The sequence below is a fragment of the Rhizobium sp. UGM030330-04 genome (assembly GCF_003208455.1).
GTDB lineage: Bacteria > Pseudomonadota > Alphaproteobacteria > Rhizobiales > Rhizobiaceae > Agrobacterium > Agrobacterium rhizogenes_A.
In genome coordinates this window covers 129,956-151,876 of the sequence record NZ_QKML01000001.1, presented here as the reverse complement: position 1 = coordinate 151,876, position 21,921 = coordinate 129,956, and the positions used below count along the sequence as shown (strand labels likewise).

The window sequence follows — 21,921 nt, the reverse complement described above, 5'->3', positions numbered from 1 at the left end:
GAAACGGTGACGAAAGGCAACCGTTGCAATGGCGCGGCGCGTTTATTCGCTGTCGGGGTGATGCGGTTTGGAGGCGGTTTCCCAGGCGCCGCTCACATCCGTCAGCTGCGCTTCGATGCATTCGACATCAAGCGCGATGGCGCCACCGCCCGAAAGCGTCAGTTCGACGGACCCGTCAGGCCCCTCGCCATTCGGCACGAACCGCATGGCGAGCAGCGACAGCACCTGTTCCTTGTCGGCGCGGTTGATGCCGTGCGAGCGCACGGCCGAGACACGTTTCAGGAAAATGACGCTGCGGCAGCGCTCCGGCGGCAGGTTCTTCTTCTCGGTGCTTTCCCAGACGAAACGATTGGCGGAAAGTGTGAACTGGCCATGTTTCGGCTCGAAGGCAACGTCTTTCAGCTTGAAGACGCTGTCCTGCATATGCGTCGAGATGACGGAGAGATCTTCAGTATCCAGCGCGAGCAATTTCAGGCCGCTCATCGTTTTCTTCCTTTTCCGCGGGCCACGGGCCGCAATGTCTATTTCTTGTACTGGAAATAGGCAGTCGAGGCCCGTTCTGCAACGGGTAGAAGCGGATGAGCGGCGGTTGAGGCGTTCAGGCAGCGGCGTGAACCGTGGGTTTGCCGGCAAAGCTGCCCCCGCCTTGATATTACCTGTTATACACAGCCGTAATGCTCGCTTGGGAAATCGTATTGGCGCGCACCATGAAGCCGGCGAGAGCGTTGCTCGCACCTTCGGGCAGTTCAAGCTTTTCAACGCCGAGCGCATATACGGTAAAGACGTATCGATGCATCTCGCCGGGAGGCGGGCAGGCGCCGCCGAAACCCGTTGTTCCATAGTCGTTCCGCAATTCCAGCGCGCCTTTCGGCATGTCGTCTTTTCCGCTCGCGCCAGCGTCAAGCTGCGTGATCTCGACCGGAATATTCACGACATTCCAATGCCACCAGCCCGAACCGGTCGGCGCGTCGGGATCATAGGCGGTGATGGCAAAGCTCTTGGCTTCCTTCGGTGCGCCGGACCACGACAATTGTGGAGACAGATTACCGCCTTCACAGCCGAAGCCCTGGAAGACCTGAACGGCCGCAAGCTGGTTTCCTTCCGAAATGGAGGAGCTGGACAAGCGGAAATCGTCGGCAAGGGCGGGTGCAGACATCGCGGTCGCAATGGTCAAACCGGCAAAGAGTAGCTTTTGAAACCTAGACATATCGTTTCCTTCAGGGACGTTGATAACGGCCGAACGATATAGTCCCCGGGCGGCGCACGCTTCCGGCAGAGATGCAACGACTATCGAAAAACGATCAATCGCCGGCCGATCTTATCGCCTTCGGTTTGATCCCGAATCGTTTTTTGAAAGAATCGGAAAAATGCGATGGCGTTTTGAACCCACATTCCAGCGCGATCTGCGAAATGGGAGCGTCGGTCGCCTGCAGCAGGGCAAGGCCTTTTTCGAGGCGGGTATTCTGTAGAACCCGCGAGAAGCCCAGACCTGATCTGGCAAGGGAGCGACGAAATGTTGCTTCGCTCATGGCAAAGCTTCTGGCGACATCCGACACCCGCCAGTCACGGCTCGGATCGCTTTCGATCAAACTCCGCAACTTGCTCGAAGGCTGTTCATCCGTCCTCGCGGAAAGGCGGATTCCCTGATGCTGCAACCAGATCAAGGGCTCCCGCAGCCGGTGTCGGCGTATGGGCGGGGGAAGGCTGCAGTCATCGAGCGTATCCTGAATACGCTCAAGAATATCCGGTGCATTCGCAAGTGCGCGAATGACCTGTATGCCAGGCGGACTATCGGAATGCCGTTGATCCGTGAAAACGGAATTGATCAGGTCATGGCTGAAATACACACCTTCGGCCCGGTAATGTGCGTCCAGCAATGGCCGGTTTTCCAGCGTTACCAGAGACCCCGGAGGGAAAACCAGCAAATCCCCCTCTCGGGCCGTCAGTTCACCATTGATCGGGCAAATCACTCTCTTGGAGCCTGCGCGGATAAAGCAGAGGAAGGTCAGCCTGATAAAGAGATCGGAAAATGTCGCGGCCGTCGCCTGCGTGATCGACAGGACGGAGACGTCGTCCTTGCATGGCGTGGCGGTTTCGATGTGCGGCGTGGCAAATGGTTTCACGAGGAATTCTCCCTTCGCCGCCTCGCGTCGATTGTCATGAAATCCACCCGGTTGCGCTGACAGCCGGGTGGATTTTTCAGTCGGTATCAGTCGCTGACGCGTTCGACCAGAGCGCCGCAGCGAGTGAGCTTTTCTTCAAGACGTTCGAAACCGCGATCGAGGTGATAGACCCGCGAAACCATGGTCTCGCCTTCGGCCACGAGGCCGGCAATGACCAGTGACACGGAAGCGCGCAGGTCGGTCGCCATCACAGGTGCGCCCTTCAGGCGGGAAACGCCTTCGATGCGGGCCATCTGGCCGGAGAGCGAAATCTTCGCGCCGAGGCGCGCCAGTTCCTGCACGTGCATGAAGCGGTTTTCGAAGATGGTTTCGGTAATGTGCGAAACGCCCTGCGACCGGGTCATCAGGGCCATGAACTGTGCCTGCAGGTCGGTCGGGAAGCCGGGGAAGGGTTCTGTGACGATATCGACCGGCTGGATGCCATTGCCGTTGCGCACCACCCGAAGGCCGGTCTCGGTCTCGCTGATCGTGGCACCGGCAAGCCGCAGCGTATCGAGTGCATTGTCCAGCAGCGATGCGCGCGTGCCTTCCAGCACCACGTCACCGCCGGCCATGGCAACCGCCATGGCATAGGTGCCGGTTTCGATACGGTCCGGCAGAACCCGGTGGCGTGCGCCGGAAAGCGAGGTGACGCCCTCGATGGTGATGGTGGAGGTGCCGGCACCTTCGATCTTCGCGCCCATGGCTGTCAGGCACTGGGCCAGATCGACCACTTCCGGCTCACGGGCGGCGTTGTGGATGACGGTTGTGCCGCGGGCAAGGCTGGCGGCCATCAGCATCACATGCGTCGCGCCGACTGAAACTTTGGGGAAGGTGTAAACCGCGCCGATGAGGCCGCCCTTCGGGGCGCTGGCGTTGATGTAACCGCCATCGATCTCCATCGTCGCGCCGAGTGCCTCGAGGCCCTCGATGAACAGGTCGACCGGACGTGTGCCGATGGCGCATCCGCCGGGCAGCGAAACACGGGCACGGCCTTCACGCGCCAGAAGCGGGCCGATGACCCAGAAGCTTGCGCGCATCTTGGATACCAGCTCGTAAGGAGCGGTGGTATCGACAATGGTGCGGCAGGTGAAGTGCACGGTACGGGAATAGGCTTCGCCCTGGCTTTCGCGGCGGCCGTTGACGGAAATATCGACGCCGTGATTGCCGAGAATACGGATGAGCTGCTCCACGTCAGCCAGGTGCGGCACGTTTTCGAGCGTCAGCGTGTCGCTGGTCAGAAGCGATGCGATCATCAACGGCAGGGCGGCGTTTTTTGCGCCGGAGATGGGTATGATGCCGTTGAGCTTGTTGCCACCCGTGATTCTGATGCGATCCATGCGTCCCTACGGGCCTGTGCCCGCCTTTCTTTATCGTGCCTTGCGGAAGGCGCGTCCTTAGACGAATTTCCGCGGCGTTTCAATTTTATGCTGATGAATTCTCTATGAGGATGATTCGTCCGTTTTTGCGGCAGGCAGGCCGATCGTCTCGTCGGCATCGCCGGCGCGGCGTGCGCGAAGCTGCTGTTTGCGCTTCAAAAGATTCTCACGAAGCTTTTTCGCCGCGCGCGCCTTGCGCTCCGCCTCACGCTCGCGCGCCTTTTCGCCCGGGCCAGCCTGCTGGTTGCCTGCCGCCGTCAAGGCCGACGGCTCCGCGGCGGCATCAACGCCAACCGCCAGCTTTGCCTGTTTGTCATGATGTTCGTTCATAAATTCAGCAATATCCGAAAAATGTATTTTTCAACAGGGGGCACGCTTTTTTGCTCCACTTGATCAAGAATATCGTTTTGCGACTTGCGCTCGTCAAAAACCTATGGCAATAGGCCGCCACGCTTGATGCTGAAGCAAACGCTTCGGCACCGGATGCTGCTATAGCTCAGGGGTAGAGCACTCCCTTGGTAAGGGAGAGGCCGAGAGTTCAAATCTCTCTAGCAGCACCATTTTCCCCGTCAAATCAGATATTTCCGCACCGGCCATTGCCGCATCTGTTTTGCGCAGACGCAATCTGCATGTTCTGCCACACAGTGCGAGCAGGTCCCTGCAAACGGGAAAACCGCGCTTCCTGCGAAGCGCGGTTTCCGTATCCGAATATTCTGTTGCTGCCAGAGCGGGACGAAACCGCCCGTAGCCAACGGGCGCCGCTTACTGGCGGAATAGCGACAGGATATTTTCGGAGCTGGTATTGGCGATGGAGAGCGACTGGATGGCCAGCTGCTGCTGCGTCTGGAGCGCCTTGAGCTTGGTGGATTCCTCGTTCATATCCGCGTCGACGAGGCGGCCGATGCCCTTGTCGATGGAGTCGGTCAGCTTGGAGACGAAGTCTTCCTGCAGGTCGAGGCGCATCTTGATCGAGCCGAGATCGGCGCTGGCGCTGATAAGCGATTCCAGCTGCGTGTTGACGAACTGGATCATGTTATCAAGGCCGTCATTCTCCGTCAGCGGCTGGCCGTTGGCGTCCGTCAGCCCGCTGAGGTCCTTGGTGATGTCGAGATCGATCAGCGAGTAATCGAGTTTCTGCGCCATCTGCGAGTCTGCTGCGACGGTTTCGAGGTAGATATTATTGTTGGACGAGCCACCGGTGCCGATCGATGTCACTGTGGTGCCTGCAGGCGTTGGCGTCGTATTGTTGGCTTTCACGTAAAGTGCTTCGCCAGCCTCGTTTTCACCGATCTTGAAGTAGGTGCCGTTGTTTCGTGCAGTGCTCGCCGCAGCAACGGTAACGAGACCGGTTGCCGCGTCCGGAGTGATCGTGGTCGTCGTACCTGACGGGAAACCCAGAAGCTGGGATTCAGTAAAGACTTTCGCGGTATAGGGAGTGGTCGTCGAAACACCCGCAGCCGTCGTCGTCGTGATCTCGAAATCGCGCAGAACGCCGGTGTCGGAGTAATAGGCGGCGCTGTCGAGAATGCCGTTTTTCGTTGCGCCGGTCGTCGTGTCGAAAAGCGCGGTCTTGTTGTCGACCTGAATATTGATGGTCTTGACGGCGACATTGCCCGCGCCATCGCGGATGAAGGAGCCGACGATCTGCTTGGTGACGGGTGTCAGGTTGCCGGAGGCGTCGCTGATCTTGCCCTTCAGCCAGTTTTCACCGGAGAAGGAGGCGGATTCGCCGATGCTTTTCAGCTGGTCCTGAAGCTGGCGGATTTCTTCCTGGATCTTGGCCTTGTCAACGCCGGCTTCGCGGGCGGCAACCAGCTTCTTGCTGATTTCCTTGACGACATCGACGGTGGTTTCCATGGCGGAGTAGGCGGTGTCGACCTTGGCTGCGCCGAGGCCGAGGGCGTCCTGAACGGCGGAGAGGGCGCCATTGTCGGAACGCATGGTGGTTGCGATGGACCAATATGCGGCATTGTCGGATGCGGTCTTGACGCGCATGCCGGAGGAAACACGAGACTGCGTTTCTTCCATGTTGCTGCCGATGGCGCGAAGGGTCTGCAGGGCGGCCATGGCCGCGACGTTCGTCAAAATGCTGGTCATAATAATTTGCCCCTTGATTGGCTGAAATGAGAAGGGACATTCCGGATTGTCACCGGGAACGATCGAGCGGCTTGATGCCTGTTAACCTCTTTTTCGTCTTGGTTAACCAATCGTTTCGATGACTAGGTTTTAGGCGGCGAATGGTTAACAAAGCCTAAACCGGCAAAGGAAAAAATTAAGGAACGATAATTTTTCTTAACCATGACGAAAAAAGCCGCGCCTGAGGCGCGGCTTTCCGATGTGAATGATGTCGCTTGTGATTAGCGGAAGAGCGAGAGAATGCTCTGCGAGTCGTTGTTGGCAATCGACAGGGCCTGAACAGCAAGCTGCTGCTGGGTCTGAAGAGCCTTGAGGCGGGTCGATTCTTCGTTCATCTCGGCGTCGACCAGACGGCCGATACCGCTGTCGAGCGAGTCGGTCAGCTTGTTGACGAAGTTTTCCTGCAGTTCGACACGCATCTTGACAGAACCGAGATCGGCGGCTGCCGACGTCATGCTCTGGAGCTGCTTGTCGACGAAGGAAATCATGGCGTCGAGATACTGGTTTTCCGACAGCGCGGTGCCGTCAGCGTTGGTGAACGAACCCTTCAGATCCTTGGTGATGTCGAGCGACGTCAGGGAGTAGGTCAGCTGCGTCGGTGCATCGATATTTGCAGCGGTCGTCTCGAGGTAATACTTCGTCGAGCCGATGGTGCCGACTTCGGAAGTGGTCGAGCCAGTTGCTGCCGGATCTGTGGTGACCACCTTAACGTACTGGTTCTCACCGATCTTGAGGTAGGTACCGTTCTGCTCCGTGCCGGAACCCAAGGTAACGGTAGCGAGGCCTGGTGTTGTCGTGTAGTCGATCGCGACCGGAGTGCCGGCGGTTGCCGGTGCGAGAGCGGCCAGCTGCGCTTCGGTGTAGATGGTAGCTGCAACGGGTTTTTCGGTCTTTGCGCCTGTCGCTGTGACGGTCGTCGTGATGTCGAACGACTTGTAGTTGCCGGTCGTGGAATAGTAAGCGAAGGAATCGAGGATACCCTGCTTGTCCTTGGCTGCGCCCGAAGACGTATCGAACAGAACCGTACCGTTGCTGAGGGCGACGTTGATTGTCTTGACCGAGACATTACCGCCAGCGTCGCGGATGAAAGAGCCGACAACCTGCTTCGTAACGTCGGTCAGCGTGCCTGCGCCGTCGCTGATCTTTGCCTGCAGCCAGTTTTCACCAGAGAAAGACGAAGAGCTGGAGATCGACTTCAGCTGGTCCTGAAGCTGGGTGATTTCTTCCTGGATTTTCGACTTGTCGACGCCAGGCTCGCGAGCCGCAACCAGCTTGTCCTTGATCTGCTTTACGACGTCGATAGACGATTCCATACCGGAATAGGCAGTATCAATCTTGGCGGCGCCGAGGCCCAGGGCGTCCTGAACAGCGGAAAGGGCCGAATTGTCCGAACGCATGGTCGTTGCGATCGACCAGTAGGCAGCGTTATCGGAAGCTTCGCCGACGCGGAGGCCGGAGGACACGCGATCCTGTGTGGATTCCATGTTCTGGCCGATGGTGCGCAGGGTCTGGAGAGCAGACATGGCTGCAATGTTGGTAAGAATGCTCGTCATAATAAAATTGCCCCTTGAATGGCTGATTAAAGAAGGGACATTCCGGTCTCACCGGGAACGGCGCACAGCATCATGCCTGCTAACCGGCTGATTTTTAATGGTTAGCTCACCGTTTCGATGGCACTAGCTAACCGCCATATGGTTAACGAAGACCTAAGGGGCATGAAAAAACACACACGCTGAGATTTTATTTTGCAATCTTTGCGCGTGCGCGCGCGTAGCCGAGAATGCTTAAAAAACAATAAAGCCGCATCCGTTTCCGGATGCGGCTTTTATCAACAGGCAATACGCTCGGGTCAGCCTCCTTCGCGCCTGCCATTTTACGCGGTTACAAGACGGTCAGCCCCCGCTCGTAATCCTGCGTTTATATCATTCCGGCCTGCGGCTATCCGCTTGTCCGTGCGAGAAACCTGACAGCCGGTGCTTTCCAATTTCCTAATTTCGGAAGGTACCCGGCTCTTCGCTCAAATCGTGGTAAATGCTTTGAAAGCAGGGATGGTAAATGAAATCTTTCAATCCCCGGGCCATGCCATAAACGCGAAACCGCACCCTTTCGGGCGCGGCTCGTTTCTTGTGATCTCTGGTCCGATTAACGGAAGAGCGACAGGATGTTCTGCGAGTCGCTGTTGGCGATCGACAGAGCCTGAATTGCCAGCTGCTGCTGTGTCTGCAGAGCCTTGAGGCGGGTGGACTCTTCGTTCATGTCGGCGTCGACCAGGCGGCCGATACCCTTTTCCATGGTCGACGTCAGCTTGGAGACGAAGTCTTCCTGCATGGAGATGCGGTTGGAGACCGAACCCAGATCAGCAGCGGCGCTGTTGAGGGTTTCAAGCTGCTTGTCGACGTGGCTGATGAGAGCGTCAAGCACGTCGTTGTCTGTCGCGTTAGCGGCCACGAGACCTGTCGTGTCGTTCTTGTATCCAGCCAGCGTGGAGATATCGAGCGTCATGATCGAGGTCTTTGCGACATCAGCCTTTGCAGCAGAGTCGAGAATACCAGCGCTCAGTTTGCCGTCCGTTGTAAGGCCGGTGTCAATGAGAACGTTTGTGCCGCTGAGCTGCAGGTCAACACGCTGGACCTTGACGGCGCCAGCGGAGTCACGGGTAAAGGACGCGACAACCTGCTTTTTCAGATTTGCTATGTCGGCGTCAGCTGTCAATGCAGCGCCATCGTTGGTGACTTTCGTCTTCAGCCAGTTTTCACCGTTGAAGGTCGCGGAGTCGGCGATGGAGGTCAGCTGCTTCTGGAGCTGGCCGATTTCCTTCTGGATCTTGTTCTTGTCGGCGGTCGGGTCCTGGGCAAGGATCAGCTTGTCCTTGATTTCCTGAACGACCTTGATCGTCGCTTCCATGCCGGAATAGGCGGTGTCGACCTTGGCTGCGCCAATGCCGAGCGCGTCGGAAACGGTGGAGAGTGCCGAAGCATCCGAACGCATGGTGGTCGCGATGGACCAGTAAGCGGCGTTATCGGAAGCGGAGCCTACCTTCAGGCCCGACGAAATCCGGGCTTGCGTCGTTTCCATGTTGCTACCGATCGAACGCAGCGTCTGGAGAGCAGCCATGGAGGAGGCGTTGGTGAGAATGCTTGCCATAGTATTTGTCCCTTGTTTTTACGAGATACTGGAATTGGGGACATTCCGGACTGTGTATTACCGGTCGCAACGTTTCGGCTTCATGCCACTCGGTTCAGAACTACTTGTTTCTGGAAACCAAACCCGCTGCGTGTGGAGAGAATTTCGCAGCCAAAAATTGCACAATTATTAATTTGAGAATTAAGAAATACTAGAAAATACTTATGGTTACTGGTTAGTTTTCATGAATGGTAAGTTTTTAATTTAAAATTATAGTTATTCAGCCGCTAGCAAAAATGGTAACCAAAGCATTAAAACGACAAAACCCCACGGCCGTGGGGCTGCGGGGTTAAGAAACAGGGTTAATGCGTGTCAGTGCGGCACGGATGCCTGTCAGTTGAACGATCTGACGAGGCTGCCGACAAGCAGGTTCCAGCCGTCGATCAGCACGAAAAACAGGATCTTGAACGGCAGGGAAATGGAGGTGGGAGGCAGCATCATCATGCCCATGGCCATGGTGATGGTGGCAACGATCAGATCGATGACGAGGAATGGCAGGATGATGAGGAAACCGATCTCGAAACCGCGCCGGATTTCCGACAGCATGAAGGCCGGAACGAGCACGCGGTAGTCGACGACATTGTCGGTCATCACTTCCTGTCCGCGCTCGCGGGCAATATCCACGAAGAGCTTCAGATCCTTGTCGCGCGTGTTGGCGTTCATGAAGGTGCGGAACGGTTCGGCGATGCGCTGAATGGCCTGCTGTTCGTTGATCTGGTTCTGCAGCAGCGGCTGCACGCCGTCGGTCCAGGCTTTGTCGAAGGTGGGCGACATGACGTAGAAGGTCATGAACATCGCCATCGACAGCAGGATCATGTTGGACGGGGTCGATGCAAGCCCCATGCCGGAGCGCAGGATCGAAAAGGCGATCACGAAGCGCGGAAAGCTCGTGACCATGATCAGGATGCCCGGCGCGACGGAGAGGACCGTCAGGAGGCCGAAGGTGCGGATGATCCATGCCGCGACGGATCCGTCTATCTGCGTATTGAACAGATCGGACGGAAATTGCTGGGCGTTGGCAAGGCCCGGCAAGGCGAGGAGGACGGCGATGGTTACAAGAAATCGAATCATTCGATGACAAAGGTCCGGAACATGACCTTGGATACGCGCCCTTGCGAGCGCAGGTCAACTCGTTCCTGAATGTCATCCTTAAGATATTGAAAGCCGCGCGGCCCTTCCAGCTGCTGGAGGGAAACGGTACGCACATAGGCCAGGATATCCTGGTGGATATCCTCCGCCAGCCCGACTTCCACCGGCCCCTTGAACATCAGCGCCACTTCCAGCCGCACCCAGTTCGTCGATGGGTAGGCGAGATTGGTGGTGATGGGATCGAGCTGCACGATACCGTTCGCTTCGGCGGAGATTTTCTCGATGCCCTCGGCGGCCTTGCCCTTTTCAGCCGAGGCGGCCGGCGCATGCGCGGCGGCTTCGGCGCCGGCGATCCTGGGGGCGATCATGCCGCCCACCAGCCAGCCGCCGCCCGCGCCGAGCAGGGTGAGGATGGCAATGCCTGCGATGGTCATGACCAGAGGGGAGGATTTCTTCTTGCCCTCTGTCTGTTCGTTTTCCATGGCTCGGTCCCGTTCCCGTGTGCCGGCGTCAGAGTGGCGAGAACAGGTCGACGACCTGCTGCCCGACCGGGGGCTGCTGCACTTCCGTCAGACGGCCGCGGCCGCCATAGGAGATGCGCGCCTCGGCGATGCGCTCGTAGGAGATCATGTTCTGCGCATCGACATCCTGCGGCCGGACGATACCGCCGACGTTCAGGATGCGGATTTCGTGGTTGACGCGCACTTCCTGCGAACCGCTGATGATGAGGTTGCCGTTTTCGAGAATGCCGGTCACGACGGCGGCGACGAGCAGCGTCAGCTTTTCGGAACGCTTGGTCTTGCCCTTGGCCTGGGTGTCGGTATCGGAGCCGTATTTGATGTTGGAATCCGCATCCGGCGTCCAGCCCAGAATCTGGGCCTTGGCCTTCCAGTTGAGACCGCTGGAATTGGTGCGGTTGCGCTCGGTCTCGTTGTCGAAATCGGCCTTGTCGTTGATCTGGATGTTGACGGTCAGGATGTCGCCGATGTTGAGCGCGCGCAGATCCTTGAACAAGGCACCCTGGCTGTCGCTCCACAGCGAGTAGCCGCTCGCCATATGTTTCGGCTGCTTGGGATACATGCCCATCTGCGGCGTCTGGCTGAACTGCAGACCGCTGCCGATCGGGCTCATCGCGGGTGCGTTGCCGATTTCCTTCAGGGTCTGGTTGTTCTGGCAGCCTGCCAGGAGAGCGAGCGGCAGGAGGAGGGCCGGAAGACGACGCGTGCTCATGAAGGATCCTTCGAAGTGTTTTTGTCGGTTGCCTGCGACATGATGCCGGCGACAGTGGCGGCTTTCTGCGCATCCATCTCGCTGAGGATGAGGCCGGATTGGCGCGGCGGCAGCTGCATGATGATGGCGGCCGCAATCTCCACATGCATCTTCTCGAGCTGGGGTGCGGCGGCATCCGGCTTCATCGTCTTGTAGACATCGACGAGATTGGCTTTCGCCTGGGCGAGGAAATGTTCGCGGCGCGCCAGCCAGTCTTCATATTCCGCCTTGCGGTCTTCCAGCACGGAGATGCGCTCGTTGACGTCGGCCTGAAGCTTTTCAAGCTCCTGCTTCTGCATCAGGTACCGCTGGTCGCGGGCCGCATCGGCAATGTTGGTGCAGAATTTCTGGATTTCATCCTGCGTGCTGAGTTCGGAGACCACGTTCTGCTGGCTTTCGGCGCCGGCCGCAGGCAGCAGGAACAGCAGCGAGGCGACGGCCGCGAAGCGGACGAGGCCATTCGAAAGCGGATTTTTGATCTGATGTTCCATCATTGCAGCACGAGCTCCGCCTGAAGGGCACCGGCGGATTTGATGCCTTGCAGAATGGCGATGATGCCGTCCGCCTTGAGCCCGATGCTGTTGAGACCGGCAACCAGCGTACGAAGGTCAGGCCCTTCGACGATGGCGACCTTGCTGCCTTCCTGCATGGCCATGATGTCGGTCTGTGGCTGTACGGCCGTCTGGCCGCGCGAGAAGGGAGCCGGCTGGATGACCTGCGGCGATTCCGTCACCTGTACGGTCAGCGTGCCGTAGCTGACGGCGACGCGGGAAATACGCACATCCGCGCCGATGACGATGGTGCCGGTGCGCTCATTGATCACGACCTTGGCGGGCGTATCCGTTTCCACCGTCAGGTTCTCGATTTCCGCCATCAGCCGGGTCAGATCCGCGGTGCGGGGCTTCTGCACCGCGATTTCCTGCGAATCGCGCGGTTCGGCGATCGGGTCGCCATAACGGGCGCGGGCAAAGGCATTGACGACGTCGGCGACACGCACCGCGGTCGAAAAGTCCGGATTGCGCAGCTGAAGGACCAGATTGACCGAATCCTTGAACTTGGACGGCAGCTCACGCTCGATGATCGCACCGTTCGGCACGCGTGCCGAGGTGGTCACGCCCTGCGTCAGCGTTGCCGCGTCGCCCTGCGCCGAAAAGCCGTTGACGATCAGCGCACCCTGCGCGACCGCATAGATCTGCCCGTCCGCACCGGAAAGCGAGGTCATGATGAGGGTACCGCCGCGCAGCGACGTGGCATCGCCGAGCGAGCTGACCGTCACGTCGACACGGCTGCCGGGGCTGGCAAACGGCGGCAGATTGGCCGTCACCATGACAGCCGCGATGTTCTTGGCGTTCGACTGGCCGCCCTGCGTGGTGATGCCGAGGTTCTGCAGCATGGCGCGCATGGATTGTTCGGTAAACGGCGAGGAACGCAGGCTGTCGCCCGTGCCCTGCAGGCCGACCACGAGGCCGTAGCCGATCAGCTGGTTGTCACGCCCCGCCTGCAGCGATGCGATGTCCTTGATGCGGGACGTATCGGCATGGGCGGCGGAAACGGAAAGGAAAGGCTGCGCCGAAAACAGGATGGCCGCTGCTATGATACGAAGCAATCTCATTTCGCCATCACCTGAATGGTTCCGTCCTTCATGACCGTGCCGTTGACGATGACGCCGGAATCGATGTTGCGCACGCGGACCACCTCGCCGAGCGAACCGTCGGTCATCGGCGTTCCCGACGCCATCAGCGTCATGTTGCCGATGGTGAAGACCAGTTTGACATTGGTGCCGCGGACCACCAGCGAGGGTTCGCGCAGTGCCGCAATGGGTATCGTGCGTCCGGGAAGCAGCGTCTGCTTGGAGATCATGCCTTCGACTTCGCTGATATCGCTCGCATAACCTGAGGAGATATTGGGATTGGTCACTTCCACCGGTTTGACCTGTTCGGGCGTGATCGTCTCGCCCGGATAGATGGTGCGGGTGGGAACCAGCGCCATTGGCGCCTGGGCGAGAGCGGGCGTCAGGACGCCCAGCGAAAAGGCAGACGCAAGGCATATACGGACGAGCGCCGTTCTGCTGCTGCTATGTTTCCGGCCAAACCTCATGTTCGCCTGCCTTTCCGTTCTTACTTCAGGTTCTTGCTGACAATCGAAGCCATTTCGTCAGCGGTGGTGATGACCTTGGAATTCATCTCATAGGCGCGCTGCGCCGTGATCAGGTCGGTGATTTCCTTGACGGCGTCGACGTTCGAGCCTTCAAGATAGGACTGCTTGATGTAGCCGTAGCTCGGATCATCGGGCACGCCGATCACCGCGTCGCCGGAAGCCGGCGTCTGGGCGAAGAGATTGTCGCCGAGCGGCTTGAGGCCCGCTTCGTTGGCGAAGTTGGCGATGGTCAGCTGGCCAAGTTCGGTAAAGTCCGCGGCATTGCCGATGCGGGCCGTCACCTGACCCGTGCGGGTAATGGTGATGTCCTGCGCGTCGGTCGGGATATTGATGTTGGGGATGACATTGTAACCATCCACCGTCACCAGATTGCCGTCGGCATTCTTGTTGAAGGCGCCGGCACGGCTGTAGAGGGTCGAACCGTCAGCCGCCTCGATCTGGAACCAGCCCTGTCCGATGATCGCGACGTCCAGCTTGTTGCCGGTCTCGATCAGGTTGCCCTGGGTATGGATGTTGCGCACGGCCGACGTCTGCACGCCGAGGCCGATATTGGCGCCTTCAGGCACGATCGCCTGGTTGGCGCGGTTCGGCACGCCCTGCATGCGCTCGGTCTGGTAGAGAAGGTCGGTGAACTCCGCACGCGCGCGCTTGTAGCCGGTGGTGTTGATATTGGCGATGTTGTTGGCGATGACTTCCAGATTGGTCTGCTGGGCGTCCATACCGGTGGCAGCGATGGCAAGAGCTCTCATGTCAATATTCCTGCTGGGCTAGATCTGCATCTTGGTAATGTCGAGATAGGCCGACACGATCTTGTCGCGCAGCGCGATGGCGGTCTGCAGCGACTGCTCGGCCGAAAGCACGGCATCGACCACTTCACGGGTGTTCGCCTTGCCCTGAATGCCTTCGAAAGATGCCACTTCCGCCTTTTTCAGGCTGTTCATCGCATCGACGGACATGTTGCCGAGAACGCTGGCGAAACTTGCGCCCGTCTGCTGGGCAGGCGTCGTCTGCTCACTGCCAAAAACGCTTTCCGTCAGAGAGGAAATGCCGCTTGCGCCGCGGGTGAGCGAGAGGGAACTGACTTGCTTGATACCGTCGATCATTGCGATGCCTTCAGAAGGTCGATGGTGGAGGCGACGAGGTCGCGTGTCTGGCGGATGACCTGAAGATTGGCGTCGTAGCTGCGGTTTGCTTCGCGCATGTCGGCCATTTCGATCAGGATGTTGACGTTCGGCATCTTCACCATGCCGTTGCTATCGGCGGCCGGGTTGCCGGGGTCGTATTCATTGATGAAATCACCACGGTCGACGCCGAGTTTCTTCACCGTCACGCGCTCCACACCGCTGACGCGGTCGAGTTCCGAACCGAAAGTGACGGTCTTGCGGCGATAGGGATCGGCGCCGGGCGTATCGCCGGTCGATCGGGCGTTGGCGATGTTTTCGGAGACGATGCGCAGCCGGGTGGACTGCACTTCCAGGCCGCTGCCGGCGATCTTGCTCGCCGCACTCAAGGGATCCATGGCTTACCTCTTAACCGTCATCAGCATCATGCGATGGAAGGATTTGACGAGATTGGCGTTCAGGTCGTACTGCCGCTTGATCTCGCCGGTCTTGGTCATTTCTTCCGCAAGCGCGACCGAATTGCCCGACTCCTGCATGCCGATCTCGTTGTTGACCGGGTTGTCGCGCACCGCGATATTTTCGCTGAGGGCGCTCGCGCCGAAATGGGCGGGATGGGTCTTCGCCATGCCAACCTGCTGGCTGGTGGCCTGCATGACCGCTTCGAAGGGGCTGACATCCTTGGCGTGGAACTTGGGTGTGTTGGCGTTGGCGATGTTGGTCGCCACGACTTCCTGCCTCACGCTCAGCCATTCCGCTTGGCGGGATGCCAGATCGAACAGTTGAATCGGTTGCATAGACTTCTCCATCTCGTATGGCCCGAACCTACGGGGCTAATCTTGCGTCAGACTTGCGAAGAGGGACGAAGGCGATGGCAAGGGCAGGAAGCGGGAGAAAAAATGGCCTGCCGGAAACCAAAAAAAGAGAAGCCTCAATCGACACCGCACCCGAAGCCCCTGCGGTGAACGCTTAGATTCCGAGGTCATGCCGGCCCAGGGTGGAAACTCACAGGCATGGGGCGAGGTGCTTGCTGAACAGCTTTATATCTCGCCTTGGAGACAGTCCGGTGCTATCGCTACGGTAGAGGGAAATGGAGGAGAGCAATCATGGATTTGGTAATTCCCAGCGCAGCCAATCTTGGCCTGTTCGTCAGCGCCACGCTGGTGCTGCTTCTTGTGCCGGGACCGGCAGTCCTTTACATCTTTGCGCGCTCGGTCGAGCAGGGCCGTTCTGCCGGCCTCGTTTCAATCCTTGGCATTCATACCGCCACACTTGTTCACGTCGTCGCCGCCGCTGTTGGGCTCTCGGCGCTTTTGGCATCGTCTGCGCTTGCCTTCAGCGTGGTGAAATATGCGGGCGCGGCCTACCTGATCTGGCTTGGCCTCAAGAAGCTCCTCGGGTCGTCGGACATTCCCGACGTCGAGGGCGGTTTACCGAAGCGAAGCGGCATGCGCATCTTTCGTGAGGGCTTCATCGTCAATCTCCTCAATCCGAAGACCGCATTGTTCTTTCTGGCTTTCCTGCCGCAGTTCGTTGAGGTCGATCGTGGCCATATGGCAATGCAGATCGCCTTTCTCGGAATTCTCTACACGGTGATTGGCGTTCTGACGGATTGCACCTACGCACTTGCTGCCGGTACGGCCGGCAACTGGCTGAAGCGCAGTCCCGCCTATCTGAAGGCCGAACGCTGGGTTAGCGGCTTCGTTTACATCGGCCTTGGCCTGACGGCCGCTTTTGCGGGCAATCAGAAGAAATAGATCGCCTGACGTCGTTTGAGACGTTTGCGTCCCCCCGGATCCGGCCCTGGGGGGCGCCACTTTTCGTATGCCGAGTTTTCAGCGAAATTCGATGATGACCTCAGGCCCGAGGTCGGTCTGACTACTTTTCCGGATAATAGGTCTTGCCGGAAGAGGTCTCGATCAGCCATTCGCCGTTACGCTGCTCTATCTTCGTCAGCTGCGCATTGTCAGGCAATGTGGAGCCGACCCGCACCATATACATGCCCGATCCGTCCTCGATCAGCGCGCGGCCGTTGGAAACATGCAGCAGACGGAAAGAGGTCTGGCCCGGGAAAGGCTGGTCTTCAAGCCCGGCTGCCAGATTGTTCTGCTTTTCCTTGCCGCTGGCGTTGACTGTCGCCGTGGTCAGCATGTCGGGCATTTCGGCCGGCGGCATGTCTTCCTTGTTGCGGTTGGTCATGGCCATGGGCGAGACGCTGAAGACTTCCCTCGGGCCGGTATGGGGCAGATCGCGGGTGCGGTCGCCGCCGGCAACCTTCATGCCGAACTTGTCCTCGTTGAAGAACACATACCAGGGAAAAAAGGCGGCAGCTGCGGCAAGCCCTATACCTGTCCACGCCAGAATACGGTCGGGCGTGAAGAAGGGAGGCTGCGACCGGGCGTCTTCGACGGCGCCATTGTCGATCTGTTTCTTTTTCACGGGTCAGCCTCTCATTCTCGGGTTCACCTGCGGCTGATTGTTCGGCACACCACCGCGCAACGCGGTTGCCAGATCGGCATAGGCGTCCTGCGCTGCCGGTTCGCTCGGAAGCTGTTTCAGCGTTTCATAAATGATCGGGACCTGCTTTACCGCCATGTCGAGATCGGGATCGGTGCCGGGCCGATAACCGCCGATGAGGCGCAGATCGCGCGTTTCCTCGAAACGATGCACCAGCGCCTTCAGGCGCGAGACCAGCTTTTCCTGATCCGGCGTCCACGCCTTCTTGGCGAGACGAGAGATGGAGGCAAGCGGATTGATCGGCGGATAACGGCCCTCTTCGGCAAGGCTGCGGTCGAGCACGATATGGCCATCGAGAATGCCACGCGTCGAATCGGCAATCGGATCGTTGTGATTGTCGCCGTCCACCAGAATGGAGACGATGGCGGTGATGGTGCCGGTGCCTTCCGCGCCGGGACCCGCCCGCTCCAGAAGGCGCGGCAGTTCGGTGAAGACCGAGGCCGGATAGCCGCGCGCCACCGGCGGCTCGCCCGAGGCGACGGCCACTTCGCGGATCGCATGGGCAAAGCGCGTCACGCTGTCGATGATGAGAAGAACATTGTCGCCCTGATCGCGAAAATGTTCGGCAATGGTGACCGCGGAAAGCGGCGCCATCTTGCGCAGCATCGGGCTTTCATCGCTGGTGGCGACAACGGCGATGGACTTGCTCATGTTTTCGCCCATCGTGTCTTCGATGAACTCGCGCACTTCGCGTCCGCGTTCGCCGACCAGCGCAATCACCACCTTGTCGAAGGCGTCGGCCTTGGCGAGCATCGACAGCAGCGTGGATTTGCCCACACCGGAGCCGGCGAAAATGCCGAGGCGCTGGCCGAGGCAAAGCGGCGAGAAGATATCGATTGCCCGCACGCCGGTCTTGAAAGGCGTCTCCACCCGCTTGCGCGTCATTGACGGCGGCGCATTGTTGGAGATCGAACGGCGCTCGGTGCCGGAGGCAAGCGGGCCCTGACCGTCGATGGGTTCGCCAAGGGCGTTGATGGTACGTCCGCACCAGCTGTCATCGGGCGCGACGCGGAAAGCGCCCTTGCGAATGACGGTGTCGTGGATGCCGATCGGTTCGCCCGGCTCGATCGGGCAAACATAGCAGATATCGGGTTCGACACGCACAACTTCACCGAGATGGATGCCGGTCGCGCTGCGATGGGCGACGAATTCACCAAGCCTGACGTGCCGCGAAAGGCCGGAGACCGTATAGTGTCCGGCGGCAATGGTGCGGACGTGCCCGCCCGGCGCCACCGAAAATTCCGGATCGGCATAATGCCCGGCAAGGCTCGCCAGCTGCGCGAGCTTCGGTGAAATGGCGTCGGCCGAGAGCATGGATTCCGGCATTGTCATCACTCAGTTCCTCAACGCGCGCCGCCAAGCGTCTTGATGCCTTCGCCGAAGGTCGATTCGGTGTCGCGCATCAGCGAGGAAATGCTCTCGAAGGCCCGGTTGACCTGGATGAGCTGCGTCATCTGGGAAATGCCGTTGACGTTCGATTGTTCGAGATAACCCTGAACGACGCCGACCTCATGATTGTTGACGACCGGAACCGGCTGCGCCACGGGCTTCACACCGCTGTTGGGATGGCGCAGGAAGCCTTGCGAGAAATCCGCCTGGAAGATGCCGAGGGTAGCGACGATGTTTTCGTTCTGCCTGATCGCACCGTCGAGACCAACGGTTATCGGGCCGCCATTCGGATTGAGCTGGATCGGACCGCCGCCGGCATCGAGAACGGGATAACCGCTCGAAGAGATGAGCGCGCCATCCGGGCGCATGGTGAAACGGCCGTCGCGGGTCAATATCTGGCCGTCCGGCGTATCCAGCGAGAACCAGGCATCGCCCTTGATGGCGAAATCGAAGGAATTGCCGGTCTGCTCGAAAGCGCCCTGGCGGGTGGAGAGATAGTCGTTGCCCTGTGAGACGAAGGCCACCCGGGCATTCATGTCATTGTGGTTCTTGGCGACCATTTCGTCGAATTTCACTTCGGAGCCGCGGAAGCCGACCGTGTTCACATTCGCCATATTGTCGGAAATGGTGGTGAGACGACGCTCCAGCGCGATCTGCGAGGAAAGGGCGACGTATAGTCCGGATTGCATATCATTTGCCTCCGAGTTTCAGGGAGTTGATGGAGATCAGCAGATCGGGGGAGATGCCGTAGCCGCTGGAGGAGCCGAAAACGGCCAGGGGATCATAGGTCGTCGATGGATTTTGCATTTCCCACATGATGGTGAAACGCTCGAGCAGCTTTCCGACCTTCTCAGGATCCTGCAGATCCTTGATGTTGATGGTTTTTTCGATGAGTGCCGCCTGTTTTTCGACATTGGCCGCGGCAAATTCGTCAGGCAGGTTGTAGGCCGTGCGAAACACCTGCGCGAGCGCATCATCCGCCAGGAAATCGAGACCGGACGTGATGGTGGATGCCTTGCGCTCGAAATAAAGGGCGAGCCGGACGCCATTATTGTCGTCGCCGGCTTCCTGTTCCAGCGTCTGGCGGGTGTATTTGTCGACAATGCCGGCCTGGGCGGCCTCGGTTGCGGTCGCCGCCGCGCCGAGGCTGGCGAAATCCAGCGACTTCGCGAAATCCGCATAGCGGCTGTCGGAAAGCTTGTTGGCGAAAGCGTCCTTGTCCGTGGTGCCTTCGGTCAGCACCTTGCGGATGAAGGCCTTCGCATAGGCCATGTCCTCGAGCCCGTGGGCCTTCAGCGCGTAATTGTAAAGACGCGTATCGGCCATGAAATCGTCGATGGATTTCACCTCACCGATCTTCGCGCGGTAATATTCGGTTTCGCGCGCCACATCGGGCTGCTTCGACACCCGCTCCAGCGATTTGCCGATATCCTGACTGATCAGTCTGTAGCTGGTATAGGTGGAAGTCACTGAACCGCCGCTCTCGTTTGATCCCGATCTCAAGGCGCACGTCCGCCTTTGCCGGCATAGTGCCGTGGCTTGCTTGTGCGAAACTGGTTGCCGGAAGAGCTGAAAAGCGGGCTGGCGGACAGGTTCACGCAAGCCACATTTTCTAGACATGGCGGCATGGAACACTGTTCGGGCGTGGTCGATCAATGAATATTGTAATTGGACTTATAATCACCTTCGGCTGCATCATCGGCGGCTATATGGCGATGGGCGGTCATCTGGACGTGCTGATTCAGCCGTTCGAATTGATGATCATCGGCGGCGCCGGTCTTGGCGGCTTCATCATGGCGAACCCCATGAAGGTCGTGAAGGATTCGGGCAAGGCGCTCGGCGAGGCCTTCAAGCATTCGGTCCCGAAGGAGCGCAACTATCTCGACGTGCTCGGCGTGCTTTATTCGCTGATGCGCGATCTGCGCACGAAATCGCGCAACGAGATCGAGGCCCATATCGACAATCCGGAAGAATCCTCGATCTTCCAGAGCGCGCCCTCGGTACTTAAGAACAAGGAACTGACCTCGTTCATCTGTGACTATGTCCGCCTCATCATCATCGGCAATGCCCGCAGCCACGAAATCGAGGCGCTGATGGATGAGGAAATCGAGACCATCCTCAATGACAAGCTGAAGCCCTATCACGCGATCACCACCATGGGCGATTCCTTCCCCGCCATCGGTATCGTCGCGGCGGTTCTCGGCGTCATCAAGGCCATGGGCAAGATCAACGAATCGCCCGAGGTGCTGGGCGGCCTGATCGGGGCCGCACTCGTCGGCACCATGCTCGGCATCATCCTGTCCTATTCGATCTGCAACCCGCTCGCGTCGCAGGTCAAGATCGTCCGCACCAAGCAGCATCGCCTCTACATCATCGTCAAGCAGACGCTGATCGCCTACATGAACGGCTCGGTGCCGCAGGTCGCGCTTGAATATGGCCGCAAGACCATCTCCAACTATGAACGGCCGTCCATCGACGCCGTCGAGCAGGAGATGATGAATCCCGGCGGCGAAAACAAGGCGGCATGATCATGGCAAAAGCTGCAGCGCATAAAGCCCCGGCCATCGACACCGCCTTGCTCGCGAAGCTGACCGGAGGGCTCTCCGACCGCAGGACGATTGCGAAGATCGGCTCGGATATCGGTCATCTCTACAGCGAATTCCTGCCTGATATCTTCCACAGCGAGACCGGCATTGCGATCGACGTCGAATATGTCGGCTCCGAATCGGGGCTGATGACCGATCTCATCGCCAATGTCGGGCACAATGTTGCGGTTGCCGATTGTTCGCTGCGCAACTGGTGCCCCAATTTCATGATGGCGGTCGGCAACGGCTTCGTCATCGCGCTGATGGAGCGTATGCTGGGTGCTGCACCTGACACCATCGGTGAGCCGGACGAACGCAGCCTGTCCCATATCGAGCTCGACCTTGCGGCCATGGTTCTCGGCCGCATCGCGGGCGTGTTGCGCTCGGGCGTGAACGCGCCGGGCGGTTTCGAGGCGACGATCGACCCGCCGTTCAATGCCAATGGCAGAAGTGCCTTCGACGAGATGATCGCCGGCGTTTACGGCGTGACCATCCGCATGAAGATCGATATCGGCAGGGTCTCGTCCGAGTTCGCTCTCATCGTGCCGCAGCGGCCCCTGCTCAAGACCTCCATCGTCGCCCCGAAAGCTTCGGCCCAGGCGCTGAAGAAGCAGGAAGAGTGGATGGAGATGATCTCGCAGCAGGTGAAGAGATCGCAGGTCACGCTCGAGGCGCGCATCAAGCTCGAAACGCTGACCTTGCGGACGATTTCCAGACTGGTGGCCGGTGACGTCATCCCGTTTCAGGATCTGAAGCAGGACGATATCGGCGTCGAGGTCAGCGCCAACGGCTCCAAGCTTTATAATTGCGAATTCGGCAAGTCCGGAGAGCGCTACATGGTTCGGGTGAAGAACAATGTCAGCACGGACGACGAGATTTTGCGACATTTGATGGGTTAAAATCCTGCCCGCCCTTTTGGGGTTTTGGGCAGGCTGAC

The 21,921-nt window shown here is 59.0% G+C and carries 25 protein-coding genes, 1 tRNA gene and 1 pseudogene; 5 read left to right on the top strand and 22 right to left on the bottom strand.

What is annotated here, in order from left to right; translation table 11 throughout:
• Window positions 1–42 precede the first annotated feature (42 nt).
• The 3 genes from N434_RS00755 to N434_RS26055 form a co-directional block, all read right to left on the bottom strand.
• A complete protein-coding gene (locus N434_RS00755; protein ID WP_065114829.1) occupies window positions 43–483 on the bottom strand; it encodes a DUF2948 family protein in 441 nt (146 codons plus the stop codon).
• Between the two features lie 169 nt (window positions 484–652).
• Complete coding sequence (locus N434_RS00750) at window positions 653–1,207, bottom strand: YbhB/YbcL family Raf kinase inhibitor-like protein (protein ID WP_110755519.1); 555 nt, start codon at window positions 1,205–1,207, stop codon at window positions 653–655.
• Window positions 1,208–1,301: 94 nt separating this feature from the next.
• Window positions 1,302–1,556 (bottom strand): helix-turn-helix transcriptional regulator, encoded by a 255-nt coding sequence (locus tag N434_RS26055; RefSeq protein ID WP_286172074.1) that lies wholly within the window; start codon window positions 1,554–1,556, stop codon window positions 1,302–1,304.
• 90 nt (window positions 1,557–1,646) lie between these two features.
• On the opposite strand from N434_RS26055, the gene N434_RS26050 reads away from it, so the two are divergent.
• Window positions 1,647–2,183 carry a hypothetical protein gene (locus tag N434_RS26050; protein ID WP_286172045.1) on the top strand — a complete coding sequence of 179 codons (537 nt, stop codon included), beginning with the start codon at window positions 1,647–1,649 and terminating at the stop codon, window positions 2,181–2,183.
• 26 nt (window positions 2,184–2,209) lie between these two features.
• Here the strand turns inward: N434_RS26050 and murA are convergent, their stop codons facing one another.
• Both murA and N434_RS00735 read right to left on the bottom strand, forming a co-directional pair.
• Complete coding sequence (murA, locus tag N434_RS00740; protein WP_065114831.1) at window positions 2,210–3,502, bottom strand: UDP-N-acetylglucosamine 1-carboxyvinyltransferase; 1,293 nt, start codon at window positions 3,500–3,502, stop codon at window positions 2,210–2,212.
• A 102-nt stretch (window positions 3,503–3,604) separates the two neighbouring features.
• The gene (locus N434_RS00735) at window positions 3,605–3,871 is read right to left on the bottom strand and encodes a hypothetical protein (protein ID WP_110755517.1); all 267 of its coding nucleotides are present in this window, start codon (window positions 3,869–3,871) and stop codon (window positions 3,605–3,607) included.
• 155 nt (window positions 3,872–4,026) lie between these two features.
• Between N434_RS00735 and N434_RS00730 the strand changes: the two genes are divergently transcribed.
• A tRNA-Thr gene (locus tag N434_RS00730) sits at window positions 4,027–4,101 on the top strand.
• Window positions 4,102–4,303: 202 nt separating this feature from the next.
• Here N434_RS00730 and N434_RS00725 read toward each other — a convergent pair.
• The 13 genes and pseudogenes from N434_RS00725 to flgB form a co-directional block, all read right to left on the bottom strand.
• Window positions 4,304–5,638, bottom strand: coding sequence for a flagellin N-terminal helical domain-containing protein (locus N434_RS00725; protein ID WP_110755515.1), 1,335 nt, complete (start codon window positions 5,636–5,638; stop codon window positions 4,304–4,306).
• Between the two features lie 260 nt (window positions 5,639–5,898).
• On the bottom strand, window positions 5,899–7,230 hold the full coding sequence (locus N434_RS00720) for a flagellin N-terminal helical domain-containing protein (protein ID WP_110755513.1): 1,332 nt from the start codon (window positions 7,228–7,230) through the stop codon (window positions 5,899–5,901).
• 589 nt (window positions 7,231–7,819) lie between these two features.
• Entirely contained in the window at window positions 7,820–8,821 is a 1,002-nt protein-coding gene (locus N434_RS00710) for a flagellin N-terminal helical domain-containing protein (protein WP_110755511.1), read from the bottom strand.
• Between the two features lie 372 nt (window positions 8,822–9,193).
• The gene (fliP, locus tag N434_RS00705; protein WP_110755509.1) at window positions 9,194–9,931 is read right to left on the bottom strand and encodes a flagellar type III secretion system pore protein FliP; all 738 of its coding nucleotides are present in this window, start codon (window positions 9,929–9,931) and stop codon (window positions 9,194–9,196) included.
• Window positions 9,928–10,431 (bottom strand): flagellar basal body-associated FliL family protein, encoded by a 504-nt coding sequence (locus N434_RS00700; protein ID WP_110755507.1) that lies wholly within the window; start codon window positions 10,429–10,431, stop codon window positions 9,928–9,930. Before N434_RS00700 ends, fliP begins: the two co-directional genes overlap by 4 nt.
• Window positions 10,432–10,459: 28 nt before the next feature.
• Window positions 10,460–11,179 (bottom strand): flagellar basal body L-ring protein FlgH, encoded by a 720-nt coding sequence (gene flgH, locus N434_RS00695; RefSeq protein ID WP_004439948.1) that lies wholly within the window; start codon window positions 11,177–11,179, stop codon window positions 10,460–10,462.
• On the bottom strand, window positions 11,176–11,712 hold the full coding sequence (locus N434_RS00690) for a MotE family protein (RefSeq protein ID WP_065114836.1): 537 nt from the start codon (window positions 11,710–11,712) through the stop codon (window positions 11,176–11,178). The genes flgH and N434_RS00690 overlap by 4 nt, the downstream gene beginning before the upstream one ends.
• Window positions 11,709–12,764, bottom strand: a pseudogene (locus N434_RS00685) (flagellar basal body P-ring protein FlgI); the annotation flags it as partial. The gene N434_RS00690 and the pseudogene N434_RS00685, both read right to left, overlap by 4 nt.
• 62 nt (window positions 12,765–12,826) lie before the next feature.
• Window positions 12,827–13,315: a flagellar basal body P-ring formation chaperone FlgA gene (gene flgA, locus N434_RS00680; protein WP_065114838.1), complete on the bottom strand. Its 489-nt coding sequence runs from the start codon at window positions 13,313–13,315 to the stop codon at window positions 12,827–12,829.
• 20 nt (window positions 13,316–13,335) lie between these two features.
• The gene (gene flgG / locus N434_RS00675; RefSeq protein WP_065114839.1) at window positions 13,336–14,124 is read right to left on the bottom strand and encodes a flagellar basal-body rod protein FlgG; all 789 of its coding nucleotides are present in this window, start codon (window positions 14,122–14,124) and stop codon (window positions 13,336–13,338) included.
• An 18-nt stretch (window positions 14,125–14,142) separates the two neighbouring features.
• Window positions 14,143–14,478: a flagellar hook-basal body complex protein FliE gene (gene fliE, locus N434_RS00670; RefSeq protein ID WP_065114840.1), complete on the bottom strand. Its 336-nt coding sequence runs from the start codon at window positions 14,476–14,478 to the stop codon at window positions 14,143–14,145.
• Complete coding sequence (flgC, locus tag N434_RS00665; protein WP_065114841.1) at window positions 14,475–14,894, bottom strand: flagellar basal body rod protein FlgC; 420 nt, start codon at window positions 14,892–14,894, stop codon at window positions 14,475–14,477. The genes fliE and flgC overlap by 4 nt, the downstream gene beginning before the upstream one ends.
• Before the next feature lie 3 nt (window positions 14,895–14,897).
• Window positions 14,898–15,290: a flagellar basal body rod protein FlgB gene (gene flgB / locus N434_RS00660; protein WP_065114842.1), complete on the bottom strand. Its 393-nt coding sequence runs from the start codon at window positions 15,288–15,290 to the stop codon at window positions 14,898–14,900.
• A 309-nt stretch (window positions 15,291–15,599) separates the two neighbouring features.
• Here flgB and N434_RS00655 point away from each other — a divergent pair, with 309 nt between their 5' ends.
• Complete coding sequence (locus tag N434_RS00655; RefSeq protein ID WP_065114843.1) at window positions 15,600–16,250, top strand: LysE family translocator; 651 nt, start codon at window positions 15,600–15,602, stop codon at window positions 16,248–16,250.
• A gap of 121 nt (window positions 16,251–16,371) precedes the next feature.
• Here the strand turns inward: N434_RS00655 and N434_RS00650 are convergent, their stop codons facing one another.
• From N434_RS00650 to N434_RS00635, 4 genes are read right to left on the bottom strand one after another with little or no spacing between them, the layout of a single operon-like run.
• Window positions 16,372–16,932, bottom strand: coding sequence for a hypothetical protein (locus N434_RS00650; protein ID WP_110755504.1), 561 nt, complete (start codon window positions 16,930–16,932; stop codon window positions 16,372–16,374).
• A gap of 3 nt (window positions 16,933–16,935) precedes the next feature.
• A complete protein-coding gene (gene fliI / locus N434_RS00645; RefSeq protein WP_065114845.1) occupies window positions 16,936–18,342 on the bottom strand; it encodes a flagellar protein export ATPase FliI in 1,407 nt (468 codons plus the stop codon).
• Window positions 18,343–18,353: 11 nt separating this feature from the next.
• Complete coding sequence (gene flgF, locus N434_RS00640; protein WP_065114846.1) at window positions 18,354–19,088, bottom strand: flagellar basal-body rod protein FlgF; 735 nt, start codon at window positions 19,086–19,088, stop codon at window positions 18,354–18,356.
• Between the two features lies 1 nt (window position 19,089).
• Window positions 19,090–19,869: a DUF1217 domain-containing protein gene (locus N434_RS00635; RefSeq protein WP_110755502.1), complete on the bottom strand. Its 780-nt coding sequence runs from the start codon at window positions 19,867–19,869 to the stop codon at window positions 19,090–19,092.
• A 185-nt stretch (window positions 19,870–20,054) separates the two neighbouring features.
• On the opposite strand from N434_RS00635, the gene motA reads away from it, so the two are divergent.
• Together motA and N434_RS00625 are read left to right on the top strand one after the other, a co-directional pair.
• Entirely contained in the window at window positions 20,055–20,927 is an 873-nt protein-coding gene (motA, locus tag N434_RS00630) for a flagellar motor stator protein MotA (RefSeq protein WP_004432509.1), read from the top strand.
• The gene (locus N434_RS00625) at window positions 20,924–21,883 is read left to right on the top strand and encodes a FliM/FliN family flagellar motor switch protein (protein WP_065114848.1); all 960 of its coding nucleotides are present in this window, start codon (window positions 20,924–20,926) and stop codon (window positions 21,881–21,883) included. The genes motA and N434_RS00625 overlap by 4 nt, the downstream gene beginning before the upstream one ends.
• Window positions 21,884–21,921 lie beyond the last annotated feature (38 nt).

Coding starts and splice junctions, on each gene's coding strand:
- N434_RS00755 (WP_065114829.1), bottom strand. CDS start 483: ATGAGCGGCCTGAAATTGCTCGCGCTGGATACTGAAGATCTCTCCGTC.
- N434_RS00750 (WP_110755519.1), bottom strand. CDS start 1,207: ATGTCTAGGTTTCAAAAGCTACTCTTTGCCGGTTTGACCATTGCGACC.
- N434_RS26050 (WP_286172045.1), top strand. CDS start 1,647: ATGCTGCAACCAGATCAAGGGCTCCCGCAGCCGGTGTCGGCGTATGGG.
- murA (WP_065114831.1), bottom strand. CDS start 3,502: ATGGATCGCATCAGAATCACGGGTGGCAACAAGCTCAACGGCATCATA.
- N434_RS00735 (WP_110755517.1), bottom strand. CDS start 3,871: ATGAACGAACATCATGACAAACAGGCAAAGCTGGCGGTTGGCGTTGAT.
- N434_RS00725 (WP_110755515.1), bottom strand. CDS start 5,638: ATGACCAGCATTTTGACGAACGTCGCGGCCATGGCCGCCCTGCAGACC.
- N434_RS00720 (WP_110755513.1), bottom strand. CDS start 7,230: ATGACGAGCATTCTTACCAACATTGCAGCCATGTCTGCTCTCCAGACC.
- N434_RS00710 (WP_110755511.1), bottom strand. CDS start 8,821: ATGGCAAGCATTCTCACCAACGCCTCCTCCATGGCTGCTCTCCAGACG.
- fliP (WP_110755509.1), bottom strand. CDS start 9,931: ATGATTCGATTTCTTGTAACCATCGCCGTCCTCCTCGCCTTGCCGGGC.
- N434_RS00700 (WP_110755507.1), bottom strand. CDS start 10,431: ATGGAAAACGAACAGACAGAGGGCAAGAAGAAATCCTCCCCTCTGGTC.
- flgH (WP_004439948.1), bottom strand. CDS start 11,179: ATGAGCACGCGTCGTCTTCCGGCCCTCCTCCTGCCGCTCGCTCTCCTG.
- N434_RS00690 (WP_065114836.1), bottom strand. CDS start 11,712: ATGATGGAACATCAGATCAAAAATCCGCTTTCGAATGGCCTCGTCCGC.
- flgA (WP_065114838.1), bottom strand. CDS start 13,315: ATGAGGTTTGGCCGGAAACATAGCAGCAGCAGAACGGCGCTCGTCCGT.
- flgG (WP_065114839.1), bottom strand. CDS start 14,124: ATGAGAGCTCTTGCCATCGCTGCCACCGGTATGGACGCCCAGCAGACC.
- fliE (WP_065114840.1), bottom strand. CDS start 14,478: ATGATCGACGGTATCAAGCAAGTCAGTTCCCTCTCGCTCACCCGCGGC.
- flgC (WP_065114841.1), bottom strand. CDS start 14,894: ATGGATCCCTTGAGTGCGGCGAGCAAGATCGCCGGCAGCGGCCTGGAA.
- flgB (WP_065114842.1), bottom strand. CDS start 15,290: ATGCAACCGATTCAACTGTTCGATCTGGCATCCCGCCAAGCGGAATGG.
- N434_RS00655 (WP_065114843.1), top strand. CDS start 15,600: ATGGATTTGGTAATTCCCAGCGCAGCCAATCTTGGCCTGTTCGTCAGC.
- fliI (WP_065114845.1), bottom strand. CDS start 18,342: ATGACAATGCCGGAATCCATGCTCTCGGCCGACGCCATTTCACCGAAG.
- flgF (WP_065114846.1), bottom strand. CDS start 19,088: ATGCAATCCGGACTATACGTCGCCCTTTCCTCGCAGATCGCGCTGGAG.
- motA (WP_004432509.1), top strand. CDS start 20,055: ATGAATATTGTAATTGGACTTATAATCACCTTCGGCTGCATCATCGGC.
- N434_RS00625 (WP_065114848.1), top strand. CDS start 20,924: ATGATCATGGCAAAAGCTGCAGCGCATAAAGCCCCGGCCATCGACACC.